General features: G+C 67.1%; 14 protein-coding genes. 13 read left to right on the top strand and 1 reads right to left on the bottom strand.

Features of this window, described 5'->3' with window-relative positions; translation table 11 throughout:
• Positions 1 to 22 precede the first annotated feature (22 nt).
• Positions 23 to 922, bottom strand: a complete 900-nt coding sequence (locus ACGTNG_RS15715) for a LysR family transcriptional regulator (protein WP_394797460.1) — start codon at positions 920 to 922, stop codon at positions 23 to 25.
• Between the two features lie 99 nt (positions 923 to 1,021).
• Here ACGTNG_RS15715 and ACGTNG_RS15710 point away from each other — a divergent pair, with 99 nt between their 5' ends.
• The 13 genes from ACGTNG_RS15710 to ACGTNG_RS15650 all read left to right on the top strand — a co-directional run bounded on the left by ACGTNG_RS15710 (position 1,022) and on the right by ACGTNG_RS15650 (position 15,128).
• Entirely contained in the window at positions 1,022 to 2,614 is a 1,593-nt protein-coding gene (locus tag ACGTNG_RS15710; protein ID WP_394797459.1) for an NADH-quinone oxidoreductase subunit L, read from the top strand.
• Positions 2,611 to 5,100, top strand: coding sequence for a YbcC family protein (locus tag ACGTNG_RS15705; RefSeq protein WP_394797458.1), 2,490 nt, complete (start codon positions 2,611 to 2,613; stop codon positions 5,098 to 5,100). Before ACGTNG_RS15710 ends, ACGTNG_RS15705 begins: the two co-directional genes overlap by 4 nt.
• A gap of 88 nt (positions 5,101 to 5,188) precedes the next feature.
• Positions 5,189 to 5,695: a GNAT family N-acetyltransferase gene (locus ACGTNG_RS15700; RefSeq protein WP_394797457.1), complete on the top strand. Its 507-nt coding sequence runs from the start codon at positions 5,189 to 5,191 to the stop codon at positions 5,693 to 5,695.
• A gap of 97 nt (positions 5,696 to 5,792) precedes the next feature.
• On the top strand, positions 5,793 to 6,701 hold the full coding sequence (locus ACGTNG_RS15695; protein ID WP_394797456.1) for a bestrophin family protein: 909 nt from the start codon (positions 5,793 to 5,795) through the stop codon (positions 6,699 to 6,701).
• A 144-nt stretch (positions 6,702 to 6,845) separates the two neighbouring features.
• Positions 6,846 to 8,759, top strand: a complete 1,914-nt coding sequence (locus ACGTNG_RS15690; protein ID WP_394797455.1) for an ABC transporter ATP-binding protein — start codon at positions 6,846 to 6,848, stop codon at positions 8,757 to 8,759.
• A gap of 189 nt (positions 8,760 to 8,948) precedes the next feature.
• Positions 8,949 to 9,818, top strand: coding sequence for a LysR family transcriptional regulator (locus ACGTNG_RS15685; RefSeq protein ID WP_394797454.1), 870 nt, complete (start codon positions 8,949 to 8,951; stop codon positions 9,816 to 9,818).
• A gap of 136 nt (positions 9,819 to 9,954) precedes the next feature.
• Positions 9,955 to 10,605 (top strand): NAD(P)H:quinone oxidoreductase, encoded by a 651-nt coding sequence (gene wrbA, locus ACGTNG_RS15680; RefSeq protein ID WP_394797453.1) that lies wholly within the window; start codon positions 9,955 to 9,957, stop codon positions 10,603 to 10,605.
• Positions 10,605 to 11,273, top strand: a complete 669-nt coding sequence (locus tag ACGTNG_RS15675; RefSeq protein ID WP_394797452.1) for a DsbA family oxidoreductase — start codon at positions 10,605 to 10,607, stop codon at positions 11,271 to 11,273. Before wrbA ends, ACGTNG_RS15675 begins: the two co-directional genes overlap by 1 nt.
• 63 nt (positions 11,274 to 11,336) lie before the next feature.
• A complete protein-coding gene (locus tag ACGTNG_RS15670; RefSeq protein WP_394797451.1) occupies positions 11,337 to 12,236 on the top strand; it encodes an EamA family transporter in 900 nt (299 codons plus the stop codon).
• A gap of 178 nt (positions 12,237 to 12,414) precedes the next feature.
• Entirely contained in the window at positions 12,415 to 13,110 is a 696-nt protein-coding gene (locus ACGTNG_RS15665) for an NAD(P)-dependent oxidoreductase (protein ID WP_394797450.1), read from the top strand.
• Positions 13,111 to 13,416: 306 nt separating this feature from the next.
• Positions 13,417 to 13,884 (top strand): nucleotidyltransferase, encoded by a 468-nt coding sequence (locus ACGTNG_RS15660; RefSeq protein ID WP_394797449.1) that lies wholly within the window; start codon positions 13,417 to 13,419, stop codon positions 13,882 to 13,884.
• A gap of 133 nt (positions 13,885 to 14,017) precedes the next feature.
• Positions 14,018 to 14,317: a YciI-like protein gene (locus ACGTNG_RS15655; protein ID WP_394797448.1), complete on the top strand. Its 300-nt coding sequence runs from the start codon at positions 14,018 to 14,020 to the stop codon at positions 14,315 to 14,317.
• A gap of 76 nt (positions 14,318 to 14,393) precedes the next feature.
• Entirely contained in the window at positions 14,394 to 15,128 is a 735-nt protein-coding gene (locus tag ACGTNG_RS15650; protein WP_394797447.1) for a hypothetical protein, read from the top strand.
• Positions 15,129 to 15,965 lie beyond the last annotated feature (837 nt).

Here is a 15,965-nt window from a genome sequence, read left to right as displayed (position 1 = left end):
CAGCCGGGGCAGGGGCGCGTGGTCAGGTCAGCTCCCTCAGCGGGCGGGCCAAAAGCTCTGAGACCACGCCGGGCATGAACTCCCGGGGCAGGGTGATGGCGTAGAAGTTCTCGAAGACGTTGGGCAGCCGTTCGAAGGAGGTGAGCCGGCCCTGGCGCAGCTCGTCCTTCACCACCACCTCCGGCAGCACGCTCAGCGCCCCGCTGTCGCGGGCCAGCAGGCGCAGCATGGCCATGTCGTCGGCCTCGGCGAGGATCTCGGGCCGATACTGGTGCAGGCTGCAGTGGCCGTCGAAGGCGCGGCGCAGCTCGTGGTGCTCGCCGGGCAGCACCCAGCGCAGGCCCTCGTAGCCCTCGGGGAAGGGCGTATAGGGGTTGGCGTCGGGCGGGCCGATGATGGAGAGCGGCTGGCGGGCCAGCAGTTGGCTCTGCCAGGCGGCCTGGGGCGAGCCCGAGGGCGGCAGCTGGGTGTTGGCCAGCACCAGGTCGAACTCGTGGCGGGCCAGGCCGTCGAGCAGGTCGGCCATGCCCCGGGCATAGAGGCTGAAGCGCACCCTCGGCCCTTCGCCCTGCAGCAGCGGGGCGATGAAGCCCTCGATGAAGTTGCGCGACATGCTGGAGAGGGTGCCGATGCGGATGTGCTGGTACTCGGGCTCGATGCCGCGATTGATCAGCGACTCCAGCTCCTCCCCCTTGGTGAAGATCACCTCGGCGTAGTTGAACACCTGCCGGCCCGCCTCGGTCAGCACCAGGGCGCGATTGCGCCGCTCGAACAGCGGCTTGCCCATCCGCTCCTCCAGCTTGCGGATCTGCGCCGAGAGCGCACTCTGGGAGAGGTGCAGCGACTGGGCGACACTCGTCAGCTTGCCCTCGGCGGCCACGCGCCAGAAGTAGTAGAGGTGGTGATAGTTCAGGCGGCTCATATCGTTCTCTTTTGTAGAACAATTGCTCAATTTATATATATTTTAATTAAAACATAGGGCGCTCGATACTGCTCGCACCTGAACGAGCGGAGTCATCTCATGCAGTGGATCGAGCTGTTGTCCCCCTGGCTGCTGGCCCTGGTGCCCATCGCGCTGGCGCTGGGCGCCGCCCTGAGCACCCGCCAGCCGCGCGAGCGTGCCTGGCGAACGGCCCAGGCCACCACGCTTTGCGGCCTCCTCGTCTCCGCGCTGCTGCTGGGGCTCTCCGCGGCGCAGCTGCTGCCGACCGTGAACGGCGGCTGGCAGACCGCGCCGCTGCAGCTGATCATGCTGCTGCTCGCCAACTTCATCGCCTTCGTGGTGGTGCGCTTCAGCGCCACCTATCTCCAGGGCGAGCCCCGCCAGCGGCGCTTCGTCGCGCTCATCCAGGCCGTGTTCGCGGCGGTCAGCGTGGCGGTGCTGAGCGATCACCTGGCGCTCTTCCTGCTCGCCTGGTTCGCCATCAGCCTGGCGATGCATCAGCTGCTGATGTTCTACCCCGACCGGCCCCGGGCGGCCCTGGCGGCCCACAAGAAGTTCCTCTTCGCCCGCGCCGCCGAACTGTGTGCCCTGACGGCCTTCGTGCTGCTCTATCTGCACCACGACACCGCGCGGATCAGCGTCATCGTCGGTGCCTATGGCGAGGCTCAGGGCGCGGATGACGGCGCCCTTAGCCTCGCCGAACAGGCGGCGGCCTGCCTGCTCGCCCTGGCGGCGCTGATCAAGTGCGCCCAGCTGCCCCTGCACGGCTGGCTGATCCAGGTGGTCGAGGCGCCCACGCCGGTGTCGGCGGCGCTGCACGGCGGGGTGATCAACCTCGGCGGCTACCTGCTGCTGCTGTTCTCGCCGCTGCTGCTGCAGTCGGCCCCCGCCCAGGCGCTGGTCCTCGTCGTCGCCGGCATCGGCAGCGTGCTGGCGGCGCTGGTCATGATGACCCGCGTCAGCATCAAGGTGCGCCTGGCCTGGTCGACCAGCGCGCAGATGGGCCTGATGCTCGTCGAGATCGCCCTGGGGCTGGTGGAGCTGGCGCTGCTGCACCTGATCGCCCACTCCTGCTACAAGGCCTACGCCTTCCTGAGCTCGGGCGAGGCGGTCGAGCAGGACCTGCTGCGCCGTCGGGCTCCCGGCCGCAGCCCCTCGCCGGGCCAGTGGTTCTCGGCAGGCCTTATCAGCGCCGTGCTGGTGGCGGGGACGGTGGCGCTCGCACGCGGCCTCACCGACGCCCCGGCCTTCGCGGCGAACAGCCCCTGGGTGCTGTTGACGCTGGCGCTCACCGTGCTGCTGGCCGAGCGTGGCAGCGAGCGCACCGCGGGCAGCCTCGGCGCCTTTGCCGGCCTGGCCGCGCTGGTGATGCTCGCCTATGTCGGCCTCAAGACCCTGTTTGCCACCTTCCTGCCGGCGTCCGGGCACACGGTCTCGCCCTGGGCGGACCTGTGGGTCAGCGCGCTGTTCCTGCTGCTCTTCGCGGGCTACTGGCTGAAGCGCCATGGCCTGCACCACCGCGGCTCGAAGACGCTCAATCGCTACTGCTACGCCGGTTTCTACCTGGATGAGTGGGTCACCCGTACCACCCTGAAGCTCTGGCCCCACGAGCTGCCCGGCCGTATCAAGGCCAAGCAGCTGCACACAGCCTTTCGCGGGAGTTCGCTATGACGAGTCTCAACAGTTCCCAGGTCGCCTGGATGGCCGACGCCAGTGATGTTGCGCCGCTGACCGATGCCCAGGAAGCGGCGCTGGATAGGGCCTGCGCGCGCATCGCCCCGAGCTGGCCGCTGGATCGGCTGATCGCGGTGAGCCCCTACTGGACCCAGCGCGGGGAGGACGCCGCCACGGTCTCGGCGCGGCTCTCGGCGCTGGGCAACGTCCACTGCCTGATGCCGCCGAGCCACTACCTGGGCGCCTGGCAGCGCGGCGAGATCACCGATGAGCATCTCGCCGAGGCGGCCGAGCGGCTCGACTACCCGGGCGGCTACAAGAACCTGCTGGTCGTCGTCGACGAGCTCAGCCGGCTGCCCCACTGGCACAACATCAGCGACCTGATCGATGCCCGTCGCGACCGCCAGCACAAGATGGCCTGGCGGGACGAGATCACCCAGCAGATCAGCCAGTTCTGCGCCGCCAACTTCCAGGAGGACGGGCCGCTCAACGCCGAGCGCCTGAACGCCCCCTGCGGCAAGCGGCTCTACCAGCACTGGCGGGACATCACCCTCAAGGATCGCGGCATCGCCATCCTGATGGGCGAGCCGCGGCTGCGGGGCTACTTCCAGACCCTGCCGGACACCGAGGCCGGCCTCTTCCAGGCCGCCATCGCCGAGCTTGACGTGGAGGCCGGCCGGCTCGAGCACTATGCCCAGGCGCTGCTGCTCGACATCAACGGCTGGGCCGCCTGGGTCGCTTACCAGGAGTGGCAGCGGGCGCTGGCCGCGCCCGACGGCGAGGGTGAGCGCGAGCCGCCGGCCTCGGACATGCGCAGCCTGCTGGCGATCCGCCTGGCCTGGGAGCTGGTGCTGTGGCGCTACGTTCGCGCGGAGCAGCCCGACCAGGCCGAGCGCCTGACGCGGCTGTGGCACGCCGAGCTCGTGGAGCTGCCGGAGCGGGTCGAGCGTCACCAGCGCGCCCAGCAGCCCCTCTGGGTGTGGCAGCTCGCCAGCGAGCTGGCCTACCAGGCGCCGCTGCACCAGGCCCTGGGCGAGTCGGCCCGCACATCGGCCCCGGCAACCGACGCGGTTGAGCTGCAGGCGGTGTTCTGCATCGACGTGCGCTCCGAGCCGCTGCGCCGGGCCCTGGAGCGCCAGAGCCCGGCCATCCAGACCCTGGGCTTCGCCGGCTTCTTCGGCCTGCCCCTGGAACACCGGCAGGGCGGCACCGCGCTGGCCCAGCCCCACCTGCCGGGCCTGCTGGCGCCCAAGGTGACGCTCAAAAGCGGGGCGGGCGAGGACGAGGCGCGCTCGGCGAAGCGGCTGAACTGGCAGGCGCGCCTGCAGGAGTGGAGCCGCACGGCGAGTGCCAGCTTCACCGCCGTGGAAGCGGGCGGCCTGCTCTATGCCGGCAAGCTGCTGCGCCGCTCGCTCGATGCCAAGGCCAGGCGCGAGCCGCTCGCCATGGATGCGCTGAGCTGGCACTGGCGCGACAGCGGCGAGGCGCTGAGCCTGGCCGACAAGGCCTCGCTCGCACGCACCGTGCTCGGCGCCATGGGCCTCACCGAGGGGCTCGCGCCCCGGGTGCTGCTGGTGGGCCACGGCAGCCACAGCAGCAACAACCCGCATGCCGCGGGGCTCGAGTGCGGCGCCTGCGGCGGGCAGTCGGGCGAGGTCTCGGTGCGCGCCCTGGCGCGGCTGCTCAACGATCCCGCGGTGCGCGGGGCGCTGGCCGAGGCCGGCCTCGTCATTCCCGAGCAGACCCGCTTCGTGCCCGCACTGCATCACACCATCACCGACCGCATCGAGCTGCCCGAGGGCGTGGAGGATGCCTTCGCCTTGAGCGAGGAAGAGCGCGCCTGGCTCGACGGGGCCGGCGACCAGGCCCGGCGCGAGCGCGCCCCGCGGCTCGGCTTCGCGGCCAACGAGCCGGAGCTCGAGAAGCACCTCGAGCGTCGCGGCGCCGACTGGTCGCAGACCCGCCCGGAGTGGGGCCTGGCCAACAACGCCAGCTTCATCGCCGCGCCGCGGCGCCTCACTGCGCCTCTCGATCTCGCCGGGCGCAGCTTCCTGCACGACTACGACTGGCGCACCGACGCCGACGCCGCGCGCCTCGAGCTGATCATGACCGCGCCCCTGGTCGTCGCCCACTGGATCAACATGCAGTACAACGCCTCCGTCACCGACAACCGCAAGTTCGGCAGCGGCAACAAGGTGCTGCACAACGTGGTCGGCGGGCATATCGGCGTGTTTGAGGGCAACGGCGGCGACCTGCGCATCGGCCTGCCGATGCAGTCGCTGCACGACGGCGAGCGCTGGCGCCACGAGCCGATGCGCCTGAGCGCCTACCTGGCGGCGCCCACGGCGGCGATCGACGCGATCATCGCCCGCCACGAGAGCCTGCAGTCCCTGGTGGGCAACGGCTGGCTGCACCTCTTCGCGCTGGATGACGAGACCGGCGAGATCCTCGCGCATCGGGAGGGCCGCTGGGTCGCGCCCTAGCGCTCATCAACTCACGCGCGCACAATGAAAAGCCCCCGCGCCGATCCCACGGTTCGGGGGCTTTTTTCGCGTTCAACCAAGGACTGGCATGGGGAAAGTCATCGACACCGAACGACTGACCCTTCGGCATTTCGAGGCCGGGGACGCCGACTTCATCGTGCGGCTCTTGAACGACCCGTCGTTCATACGCCACATCGCCGACAAGCAGGTTCGCACCCGGGAGCATGCCGTTCATTATCTGGAAAACGGCCCGATGGCGAGCTATCGGGCGCATGGCTTCGGCCTGAACCTGGTGCAATTGAAAGGGGAGGGCACGCCGATCGGCATGTGCGGCCTGGTGAAACGGGACGAGCTCGATCGCCCCGACCTGGGCTATGCGTTCCTGCCCGCCTTCTGCGGTCGCGGCTACGCCTTCGAGGCCGCGGCCGCCGTGCTCGAGCAGGGCATGACGGCGCATGCTCTGTACTCGGTGCTGGCGGTGACGCTGCCGGACAATGCCCGCTCCAACCGTCTGTTGACCACGCTGGGCTTCCGCGCGAAGGGGGCCGTGGATCTCTACGGGGCACGCAACAATCTCTACGAGTATTGCCGCTAGCAGCGATACCGCCTCAGCGCGCGAGCGCGGGCCCGGCTTTCCTCGGTCGGGGCGCTGTGACAACATCGCCGCTTTCGCCGTTCGGAGTCGTTGTGTCGTGATCGTTCGTGATCGCCCCGGTGCGCTCAGGCTGATGCTGGCCTGGAAGGGCTCGGTGTTGCCCCATATCTTCCCTCATATCCTGCTGGCTGGGCTCTTCGCCACGGTCGTCACCTGGGTCTCTCGCCATCACTACCTGGATGGCATCGTCGAATACACGCTGCTGCCGTTCACCCTCATGGGCATCGCGCTGTCGATCCTCTTGAGCGTGCGCAACACGGCGACCTACAACCGCTGGTGGGAGGCGCGCCGCGAGTGGGGGCACATGGTCTATGAGATGCGCGGCCTGGCGCGGACCGGCGGCATCTACCTGAGCCCGGAGCGGCGCCGTGAGCTGATGATGCGCGCGCTGGCCCATGCCCACCTGCTGCGCGGTCAGCTTCGCGAGGAGGATGTACGCGCGGACCTGCCGGCTTCGCTTCCCGCGGCCCTGGTCGATCAGGCGCTCGCCACCCGCAACCCGGCGGCCTTCATGCTCCAGCAGGCCGGCGACGTGATCGCCGAGTCACGGAGGGCAGGGGAGCTCGACTCGGTGGGGGCGGCGGCGCTCGACCGGCACCTGCACGGCATGGCCGGCATCCAGGCCGCCTCGGAGCGCATCGCCCAGACCCCGCTGCCCTTCGCCTACACGCTGCTGGCGCATCGCACCGCCTATGTCTACTGCTACCTGCTGCCGTTCGGGCTGGTGCCCGGCGCCGGCTGGTTCACCCCGGTGTTCACCGCCATCGTCGCCTACACCTTCTTCGGGCTCGATCGCCTCTCGGAGCAGCTGGAATTCCCCTTCGGCCGCGAGACCAACGACCTGCCGCTGGACGCCATCTGCCGGGTGCACGAGATCAGCGTGTCCGAGGCACTGGGCGATCCGGCGCCCGAGCCGCTGCAGCCGGTGGAGTTCCAGCTGCAGTAGGCGGCGCCGGCCGGGAACGCCCTATCGCCCGGCAGTTCCGCGAAGGGTCGTCTTGCATCCCCAGGTGCCGGCCGGGTCCTCGCTTGGCTATCCTCCACGAGGCTCGAGAACGTCGGGCCCACTCCCTGCAACCGGACTGCTGCCATGTATCGCGCCCTCTTTCGCTATTTCGAGACCCTGGTGAATCCCTACCCGGAGGACGATCGGGGCACCCCACCCAAAGGGTTATTCGCCTTCATCCTGCACTTCTCGCGGCCGGTACTGCCGCTGCTGGTCGTGATGTCGGTGCTGACGGCGCTGGTCTCGGCGGCGGAGGTGTTCTTCTTCCACACCATGGGCGAACTGGTGGACTGGCTATCCGGCGCAGAGCGTGAGGGCTTCTTCGCCCAGCATGGCTGGCGCCTGGCGGGGATGGCGACGCTGGTAGTGATCGGCCTGCCGCTCTTGACCCTGCTGCAGTCGCTGGTGACCCAGCAAGGCATCTTCGGCAACTACCCGATGATCGGTCGCTGGCTGGCGCATCGCCATATGCTTGGCCAGAGCCTGGCCTTCTATCAGGACGAGTTCGCCGGGCGGGTCTCCCAGAAGGTGATGCAGACGGCCCTGGCGATCCGCGAGACGGTGATGAAGCTGATGGACCTGATGGTCTATGTGCTCGTCTACTTCACCGGCGCCATGCTGCTGATGGGCCGCGCCGAGCCCTGGCTGATGCTGCCGCTGGTTGTGTGGCTCGCCGGCTATATCGCCATCATATGGGTCTTCGTGCCGCGCCTGCGGGCGGTCTCCATGGCCCAGGCCGACGCCCGGGCGGTGATGACCGGGCGTATCGTCGACAGCTACAGCAATATCCAGACCATCAAGCTGTTCGCCGATACCCGTCGCGAACAGGAATATGCCCGGGATGCCATGGAGGGGTTCATGGGCACCGTCTATCGGCAGATGCGTCTGGCCACCGGCCTGACCGTCAGCCTGACGGTGCTCAACTCCTTGCTGCTGGCCGGCGTGGCCGCCATGGCCATCGGCGCCTGGTACCTGGAAGCGGTGTCGCTGGGGATCATCGCCGTGGCGATCGCCTTGGTGATGCGCATCCGCTTCATGTCCGACTGGATTCTCTGGGAGGTGGCGAGCCTGTTCGAGAACATCGGCACCGTGCAGGATGGCCTCAATACCATCGCCCGGGAGCCGGCGGTAAAGGATGCGCCCGATGCCGGGACGCTGACGGTTCCGCGCGGCGAGATACGCTTCGAGGCGCTGCGCTTCGGCTATGAGCGCCCCGACGGTCAGGGCCGGCGGGTCTTCGATGGCCTCGACCTGACCATCGCTCCCGGTGAGAAGGTGGGGCTGATCGGTCGTTCCGGGGCCGGCAAGTCGACCCTGGCCAACCTCCTGCTGCGTTTCTTTGACCTGGATGGCGGGCGCATCCTGATCGACGGCCAGGAGATCACCGCGGTGACCCAGGAGTCGCTGCGCCGGCATATCGGCATGGTCACTCAGGACACCTCGCTGCTGCACCGCTCGGTGCGCGACAACATCCGCTACGGCAGCCCCCAGGCCAGCGAAGCGCAGATCCAGGAGGCGGTGCGTCGCGCCCATGCCGATACCTTCATCGATGACCTGGTGGACCTCCAGGGCCGCCGCGGCCTGGATGCCCAGGTGGGGGAGCGCGGCGTCAAACTCTCCGGTGGCCAGCGTCAGCGCATCGCCATCGCCCGGGTGCTGCTCAAGAACGCTCCCATCCTGGTGCTGGATGAAGCCACCTCGGCGCTGGACTCCGAGGTGGAGGCGGCGATTCAGGAGCAGCTCTATACGCTGATGGAGGGCAAGACGGTGATCGCCATCGCCCATCGGCTTTCGACCATCGCCATGCTTGACCGTCTGGTGGTGATCGATGAGGGACAGATCGTCGAGAGCGGCACCCACGGGGAACTGCTGGCCAAGGACGGCCTCTATGCCGCCCTGTGGCGGCGCCAGTCCGGCGGCTTTATCGGCGAGGATATCGATGACGAGGCCAAGCCGGTGCAGGCCAAGCCGGCCAGCAGGCGCGACGGGCCCGACTGAGAGCTCGCGCCAGGGCAGGGTGGCTTGGGAATAGCCGTGTCTCCATGCGGTGCGGAAGGCGCAGCTTGCCGCCCGATCCGTGGCGAAGCGTTCACGGGTCGGCGCCGCATGCCACACTTGCCTGCAGTGCCAAGTTGCGCCTCTCCCTTCGCGAATGCATGGAGTCATACATTGGACAGATTGGCGGTCATGAGGGCCTTTTGCCGCATCGTGGAGCGTGGCAGCTTCGCCAGGGCGGCGGAGGATCTCGGCGTATCACCGGGGCTACTGAGCCGCGACACCAAGCGCCTGGAACGGCACCTGGGCTGCACCCTGCTTACTCGTACCACGCGCAGGATGGCACTGACCGAGCAGGGCCGCCTCTACTACGAGGAGAGTCGTCGCCTGCTCGAGGAGGTCGAGCAGGTCGAGGAAAGGGTACGCGAGTACAGCGACCGCGTGCGGGGGAGGCTGCGTATCAATGCGCCTCAGTCCTTCGGCCTGATGGTGCTTTCGCCGCTGCTGCCCGGCTTCATGGAACGCTACCCGGAGGTCGAGGTGTCACTGGCCCTAGAGGACCGTGTCATCGACATGGTCGAGGGCGGCTTCGATCTGTCGATCCGGGTGCGCGCCACCTTGCCGGACTCGAGCCTGATTGCCCGGCGTATCGCACCGGTGCACCAACGGCTGTTCGCCAGCCCGGCCTACCTGGCGGCCCACGGCAACCCGCAGAGGCCGGAGGAACTCGACAACCACGAGGCGGTAAGTTACCTGCTGGCCGATGATGCCAGCCACTGGGCGCTGCAAGGGCCCGACGGCGCGGTCTCGGTGCCTTGCCCCGCGCGCCTGGAGGTCGGCAGTAGCCTGATGCTGCGGGATATGCTGATCGCCGGCCAGGGCATCGGTGCCTTGCCGGACTTCATCTCCGATCCGGCCGAGGCGGCCGGCCAGCTGGTGCGGGTGCTCCCGGCGTTCGAACTCCCGACCCGACAGGTCTATGCCGTCACCGCCTCGCGTCTGGGCACCGACGCCAAGACCCTGGCCTTCCTCGACCACCTCAAGGAACGGCTAAGCAGCTGACCTCCGACGCCGCTGCGCTCAACTCCCGGCATTCTTTACCATGAGTAAAGAATGTCGTTCCCTTTCCCCTCTTATTCTCCCTGCCATGCTGACCCATGCTCTGTTTCGTCACCCATCCGAAATAGAGAGGCTCACCATGACCCGCGTCCTCGTTCTCTACTACTCAAGCTATGGCCATATCCGCTCCCTCGCCGAGGCAGAAGCCGACGGCGCGCGCAGCGTCCCCGGCGTCCAGGTCGACATCCGCCGCGTACCCGAGACAGTACCGGCGGCGGTGCGACAGGCGGCAGGTCATGTCGCCGACGATACCCCGGAGGCCAAGGTCGAGGAGCTGCCCGACTACGATGCCATCATCCTCGGCACGCCGACGCGCTTCGGCAACATGGCCGCGCAGATGAAGCAGTTCATCGATCAGGCCGGCGGGCTCTGGGCTCGCAATGCTCTGGTCGGCAAGGTGGGCGCCGTCTTCACCTCTACCGGCTCGCAGCATGGCGGCCATGAGGCGGCGGTGCTCTCCACCCAAGTCCCCCTGCTGCATTTCGGCATGCTGATCGCCGGGCTGCCCTACACCTTCTCGGGTCAGATGCGACACGACGAGATCGTCGGCGGCTCACCCTATGGCGCCGGCACCGTGGCCGGCGGCGACGGCTCGCGCCAGCCAAGCGCCACGGAGCTGGCCGGTGCCCGCTTCCAGGGGCGCCACGTGGCCGAGATTGCCGCACGCCTGGTCGCCAGCCGCGACATCTCGTCCTTGGCTTCTCAGTCAACCGAGGAGGTGAGCGCCTGATGACACACTCGCCCACCCCCTCACTCACCCTCGACTTCTTCCACGATGTCGTCTGCGGCTGGTGCTTCAACCTGTCGCCGCGGCTGCATCGGCTGGCCGAGGAGTTCGAGCTGGATATCCGGCATCGTACCTTCGTCCTGCAGGACAGCCCGGCGCGCATGGCGGAGGTCTTCGGCTCCATGGCTCAGGCCAAGTCGACGATCCTCGACCACTGGGCGGCCTGCCGGGAAGCCAGTGAGGCACCTCAGCGTTTCAACATCGAGGGCATGCGCTCGGCCCCCTTCGACTATCCCCATGGCTTGCCCGGGGCACTGGCCTGCCAGGCCGCGCAGTACCTGGCCGGCCAGGCAGGTCACTGGCAGATGTTCGATGCCATCCAGGCCGCACACCTCAGCGAGGCCCGCGACGTCGCGGATTCCAGCGTGCTCAGGGCCATCGCCCGCGAGGCCGGTTTTAACGCCTTGGCCTTCATGCGGCGGATGGAAGACCCGGCGACCCTCGAGGCCGTCCAGGCCGATCAGCGACTGGCCCGGGGGCTGCGGGTCAGCGTGGTGCCCACGGTGATCGTGCGCGAGACGGGGCAGCGCCTGATCAATGGCCCGCTGGACAGCCTGCGCGCACAGCTTCTCGACAACCTGCGGCTCGTTTCCAACGAGCTCACCTCCTGATCTCCTGCGCCGGGCTGACCTTCCCCCTAGAGCCCAGTGCCCCTGCCGATGCGAGGCATCGCCATGAACCGCTTGACCGACCTGCTGCTCACTGCAATGGCGCCCGCCGTCTGGGGCAGCACCTATATTGTCACCAGCGAGCTCTTGCCCGCGGGCTATCCGATCACCCTGGCCGTGCTCCGCGCCCTGCCTGCCGGTCTGCTGTTGCTGTTGCTGGTCCGCCGGCTGCCGGGGCGCGACTGGTGGGGCAGGGTGCTGTTGCTCGGCGCCTTCAATTTCGCGATCTTCTGGACCCTGCTGTTCGTGGCGGCCTATCGGCTACCGGGCGGCGTGGCCGCTACCCTGGGCGCGTTGCAGGCGCTGTGGGTGGTGCTGCTGGCTCGCGGCCTGTTGGGCACGCCGATCATTACGCTGTCAGTCCTGGCGGCACTGGCCGGTGCCGGCGGGGTCGCCCTGCTGGTGTTCACCCCCGCCGCTGAGCTGGACCCTATCGGCCTGGCGGCCGGTCTCGGAGGGGCGCTTTCGATGGCGGCCGGTACCGTGCTCAGCCGCAAGTGGCAGCCACCGGTATCGCCGCTGACCTTCACCGCCTGGCAGCTGACGGCCGGCGGCCTGCTGCTGGCGCCGCTGGCCTGGTTCGGCGAACCCGCGCTGCCCGCCCTGACAACGAGCAATCTTGTGGGCCTTGGCTACCTCGGGCTGATTGGCGCCGCCCTGACCTATTTCCTGTGGTTTCGCGGTGTCGCCCGCCTCGAGCCGGCGGCGGTCTCGATGCTCGGCATGATGAGCCCGCTGACCGCCGTGGCGCTCGGCTGGATGCTGCTGGATCAGAAGCTGAGCCCGCTGCAGGCCGGCGGCGCCGTGATCGTGCTCGGCTCGGTGTGGCTCGGGCAGTGGGCGGCGCGCCGCGGATCACGTCCTGCTACTGGAGCGCACTCTACGACTTGGCCATTGCCGCGGTGATGAACGCGGTTTTATGAAAGCGATTTGCTGGGCGTCGCCGTTTCGGGCGGTATGTTGGGACGAGGGACCTTGCGCAGGCTGGCGGGGACCCGTCGGCCTGAACAGGGTGTGGGCCGCGCTTTCTGATACGTGCGCACGGCCGCTACACCGTGAGCCTACCGCCGGGCAATGCGAGAGGATGACGATGAACAAGGTGTGCATCGTAGGGGCTTCCGGGAAGCTAGGGCAGTACATGGTGCAGCATTCCCTTGATCGGGGTTACGAAGTGGTTGGCGTGTGCCGCCCGCAGAGCGTTGGCAAGCTCGAGGCCTTCAAGGGGCGCATCACGATCGTTCCGGGAGCGACCAACGACCGGGAGGTGATTGAGAAAGCCGTCGCGGGGTGCGATGGGGTGCTGACCGTGTTGGTGCCGTGGGGCGTTCAGCAGTACGCGACGGGAACGGCCCAGGCCGTGCTCGATGTTACGCCGCCGGAGGCGCGCCTTATCTTCTCCTGTGGCTGGCATATCACACGAGACGGCAAGGATATCTATTCATGGAAGCTCAGGACCTTCGTTAAGGTTTTCGGCAGCCTCGCACGGCTCCTTCGCTTCGCGGACCTCGATGACCAGGTGGAAGCCTGCCGGCGCGTGTTCGAAAGTGGGAGGCGATGGACCGTCGTTCGGGGCAGCGATCTCGAGGAGGGTGAGAGCCAGGGCCTGCCGGTGTGGTCCCGGCATGTCGGCGATCCCATCCTCGCCAGCAACATCACCCGCCGCGTGGACTTTGCGCTTTTCATGGTGGCGGCGCTCGAAGACGAAGCGCTGGTTCAGGAGGTGCCGGCGATCGTTGGCTGTCAGACACCTTCTGTTCTCTCTGCGGGTGCGAAACGCTAGAGCAACAGCCCCGAGCAGGGTAAGTGAGGTTGGCAGGCAAAGCCCCGAGCCAGTCATCCGGCTCGGGGGGGGGCGTTTGCAGCGGTGCCATCGCTCACCGGTGAGCGCCATGCCCATCCTGGGGCGGTTGGATATCCCGCTGGTCCGGGGCCCCAGACGCCGGGGCGAACGAAGGGTGCGATCAATCGACGTCTGGTCCCCATCAGCACTGTCGCATACGCTGGCGGGACGTCTCCATCCTGTTCAACTCCATCGTTACATGGATAGTGGCGCAGCATGTCAGCGTTATGCGCCATAGGAGGTTGCATGCATCGAGTCGCGGTCCAGTGGATCGTGGGGTTACTGCAAGAGCGGAATATCCCGTTTCTGATCGTCGGAGGGCTCGCGGCAAAGGGGTACGGCTCCGAGCGTGATCTGAACGACATCGATCTTTTCGTGCCCGGCGAGCATTTCTGGTCAGTGGTTCAGGCCGGCCAGGCATTCGTCTCCAAGGCGGCCGCTCACCGCCGGGAGGAAGGCTGGGACCTGACCTACGTCCAGTTCACCTACGAAGGCGTCAAGGTGGAGGTGGGCAGCGCGGAGGGCCCGCGAATCCTGGAGGCAGGCAACCAGGCCTGGATCCCGCTGGAGATTGATGTCTCCCGCCAGGAAACCGTGCAGTTGCTGGGCATGGCGCTGCCCCTCATGCTCAGGGAGGACCTGATCCGCTACAAGGAGGCGCTGTCACGACCCGTGGATATCGAGGATATTCGCGCCATGCGTGAGGGCACATGACCGGGCCATGCACCGGTTGACAGACCCTCCGCGTCGCTGCGGTGGGGTCACCGGCGATGGCTGGCGTCATGGGGTATTTCAGCTTCTGGCCAGAACCCTAAAACAACACGACTGATGACGTGGAGGTGAGGAAATGCACTATATCCTGTTCTATGAGTACGCCCCTGACTACCTGGAGCGGCGCGGGGAATTCCGGGATCAGCACCTGGCACTGGCAAAGGCGTCCATCGAGCGCGGCGAGTTCTTCCTCGGGGGCGCCTTTGCCGACCCGGCGGATGGGGCCGCCATCGTCTTCAAGGGGGATTCCAGGGACGTCGCCGCGTCTTTCGCCGAAGCGGATCCCTACGTCATCAACGGTCTCGTCACCGCCTGGCAGGTCCGGGAATGGACCACCGTCGCGGGAAAGGATGCCGAACACCCTGTCGTGCCTTGAAAGCCCCATTCACCAGGAAAGGATCAGCTCTCATGAGCGACATGCATGTGGATCCCACGGGGACATCCCACCGTCCATGAACGATGAACCCCTCACATGGGCGCGCGACGCGATCTGCCTTCGTCCCCCTTCATGGGACCTGACGGCGATCGCCGCCGACCTCTACCGCCGGACCTGTCGCGTCAACTTCGACAGGCCAGGCTTCTGCGTGCTCCCTCTCGGTCGAGACATCGATTCCTTAGCCCTCCGGCACGTGATGGTGGACCTCAAGCGCGAAATGGCCGCGATCCACGAATCCACCACCGGCAATACGCTGGCGTACCTGTCGGCCGCGCGCTTCGATCAACAGGACACCACCCGGCCACACCTCGATGGCGGGCCGGATGAGTGCTTCCTGATGCTCGGCTACGAGCCGTCCGCCATCGATTCCGACATCGAGATCTACGACTACGCGAGATGCGCCTTCGACCGTGAACTCACGCCGAATGAATTCATGGCCAGATACAATCCCATGTTCAAGCCTGGCCACGATCTCTTGCGGCCCTATAAAACTCGCGTGCCCTGCTTCTCGAGCACCGACTACCAGATCATCTGCATCAACAACTCGTGTTCGCCATATTCCGAGTCGCAACCGGCATGGCAGGGCACCCTGCATGCCGCGACGATTGCGACACCCGACGAATCGGCACATCGTGTCATCAACTCGACGATGATCGTTTCCGTCCCCGCGGGCACGCTGGATTTCATCGATGACCTTCAGTTGAACGACTTTCTGACCACTTCAGCCGTCCGTCGACAAGATGATGGCTAACCGCACCGCGAAGACGACAGATGAGCTTGCCATGAACGCGGAGCCGCCGATCGTGCGTTTTCAAGTGGCAGTGACAAGCCGGCGCCCGGTGATGCCTGTCGTGACATATCAGGATCTCCGCATGGCAGCGGAGCGGTCACCACCTCCAGGTACCGCGCGACGCCAGGACTTGCTCGTTGCGCCATAGGAAAGCAGTGATCATGGCCTTGGTTATCGTCACGGTGGCCGTTCTCCTTGCCTTGGCTTCAGGTCCCTGGGTAGCCCGCCAGGTGGCAATGGATCGCTGTCTAGACAGCGGGGGACGGTTTGACCACAAGGCAAGCGAATGCTCGGGCGCTCGCCCAGGGGGCTGAGCCGGCACCCCGGACGACATTCAACACGTCGTACCAGTTCGCGGCCTTTGGCCAACCCGCTGTGCCAAGGGTCAAAGATCCAGCAAGGGTAGGTGAACGTGACCATCACGAAGCCCCCTGAGCCCGTCCCCTGGCTCGAGGGCTTTTGTTTGCAGCGTTGCCATCGCTCTCCGCTGAGCGCCATACCCACCTGGGCGCGGTTGGGTAGCACGCTGGTCCGGGGCCCCAGACGCCGGGGCGAGCGACGTCTGCGACCATTCGATGTGTGGCATCCATCATGACTCTCGCATACGCTGACTGCTTAAGGTTGCTTAGACGACTAGGTGGAAGACCAATATCGCCGGAACGCAGGACTACCGCAGGGATGGCAGGAGGCCATCACGACTTGCCGGGTAGTGGCGGTAGCGTGCCTCAAGACAGCGTATCGCTGTTACGCGACTGCCCAAAATGGGGGTCTGTCCTCGATTACCTACCGCAAAATGGG

It is taken from the genome of Halomonas sp. B23F22_3 (assembly GCF_043496965.1).
In the GTDB taxonomy this organism is placed as follows: domain Bacteria; phylum Pseudomonadota; class Gammaproteobacteria; order Pseudomonadales; family Halomonadaceae; genus Halomonas.
Note: the sequence above shows the minus strand (reverse complement) of the source record. Positions and strands in the feature narration are given on the sequence as shown.

What these genes read in the sequence shown, in the direction of transcription:
- ACGTNG_RS15715 (WP_394797460.1), bottom strand. Translation starts at nt 922, where the DNA reads ATGAGCCGCCTGAACTATCACCACCTCTACTACTTCTGGCGCGTGGCC.
- ACGTNG_RS15710 (WP_394797459.1), top strand. Translation starts at nt 1,022, where the DNA reads ATGCAGTGGATCGAGCTGTTGTCCCCCTGGCTGCTGGCCCTGGTGCCC.
- ACGTNG_RS15705 (WP_394797458.1), top strand. Translation starts at nt 2,611, where the DNA reads ATGACGAGTCTCAACAGTTCCCAGGTCGCCTGGATGGCCGACGCCAGT.
- ACGTNG_RS15700 (WP_394797457.1), top strand. Translation starts at nt 5,189, where the DNA reads ATGGGGAAAGTCATCGACACCGAACGACTGACCCTTCGGCATTTCGAG.
- ACGTNG_RS15690 (WP_394797455.1), top strand. Translation starts at nt 6,846, where the DNA reads ATGTATCGCGCCCTCTTTCGCTATTTCGAGACCCTGGTGAATCCCTAC.
- ACGTNG_RS15685 (WP_394797454.1), top strand. Translation starts at nt 8,949, where the DNA reads ATGAGGGCCTTTTGCCGCATCGTGGAGCGTGGCAGCTTCGCCAGGGCG.
- wrbA (WP_394797453.1), top strand. Translation starts at nt 9,955, where the DNA reads ATGACCCGCGTCCTCGTTCTCTACTACTCAAGCTATGGCCATATCCGC.
- ACGTNG_RS15675 (WP_394797452.1), top strand. Translation starts at nt 10,605, where the DNA reads ATGACACACTCGCCCACCCCCTCACTCACCCTCGACTTCTTCCACGAT.
- ACGTNG_RS15670 (WP_394797451.1), top strand. Translation starts at nt 11,337, where the DNA reads ATGAACCGCTTGACCGACCTGCTGCTCACTGCAATGGCGCCCGCCGTC.
- ACGTNG_RS15665 (WP_394797450.1), top strand. Translation starts at nt 12,415, where the DNA reads ATGACGATGAACAAGGTGTGCATCGTAGGGGCTTCCGGGAAGCTAGGG.
- ACGTNG_RS15660 (WP_394797449.1), top strand. Translation starts at nt 13,417, where the DNA reads ATGCATCGAGTCGCGGTCCAGTGGATCGTGGGGTTACTGCAAGAGCGG.
- ACGTNG_RS15655 (WP_394797448.1), top strand. Translation starts at nt 14,018, where the DNA reads ATGCACTATATCCTGTTCTATGAGTACGCCCCTGACTACCTGGAGCGG.
- ACGTNG_RS15650 (WP_394797447.1), top strand. Translation starts at nt 14,394, where the DNA reads ATGAACGATGAACCCCTCACATGGGCGCGCGACGCGATCTGCCTTCGT.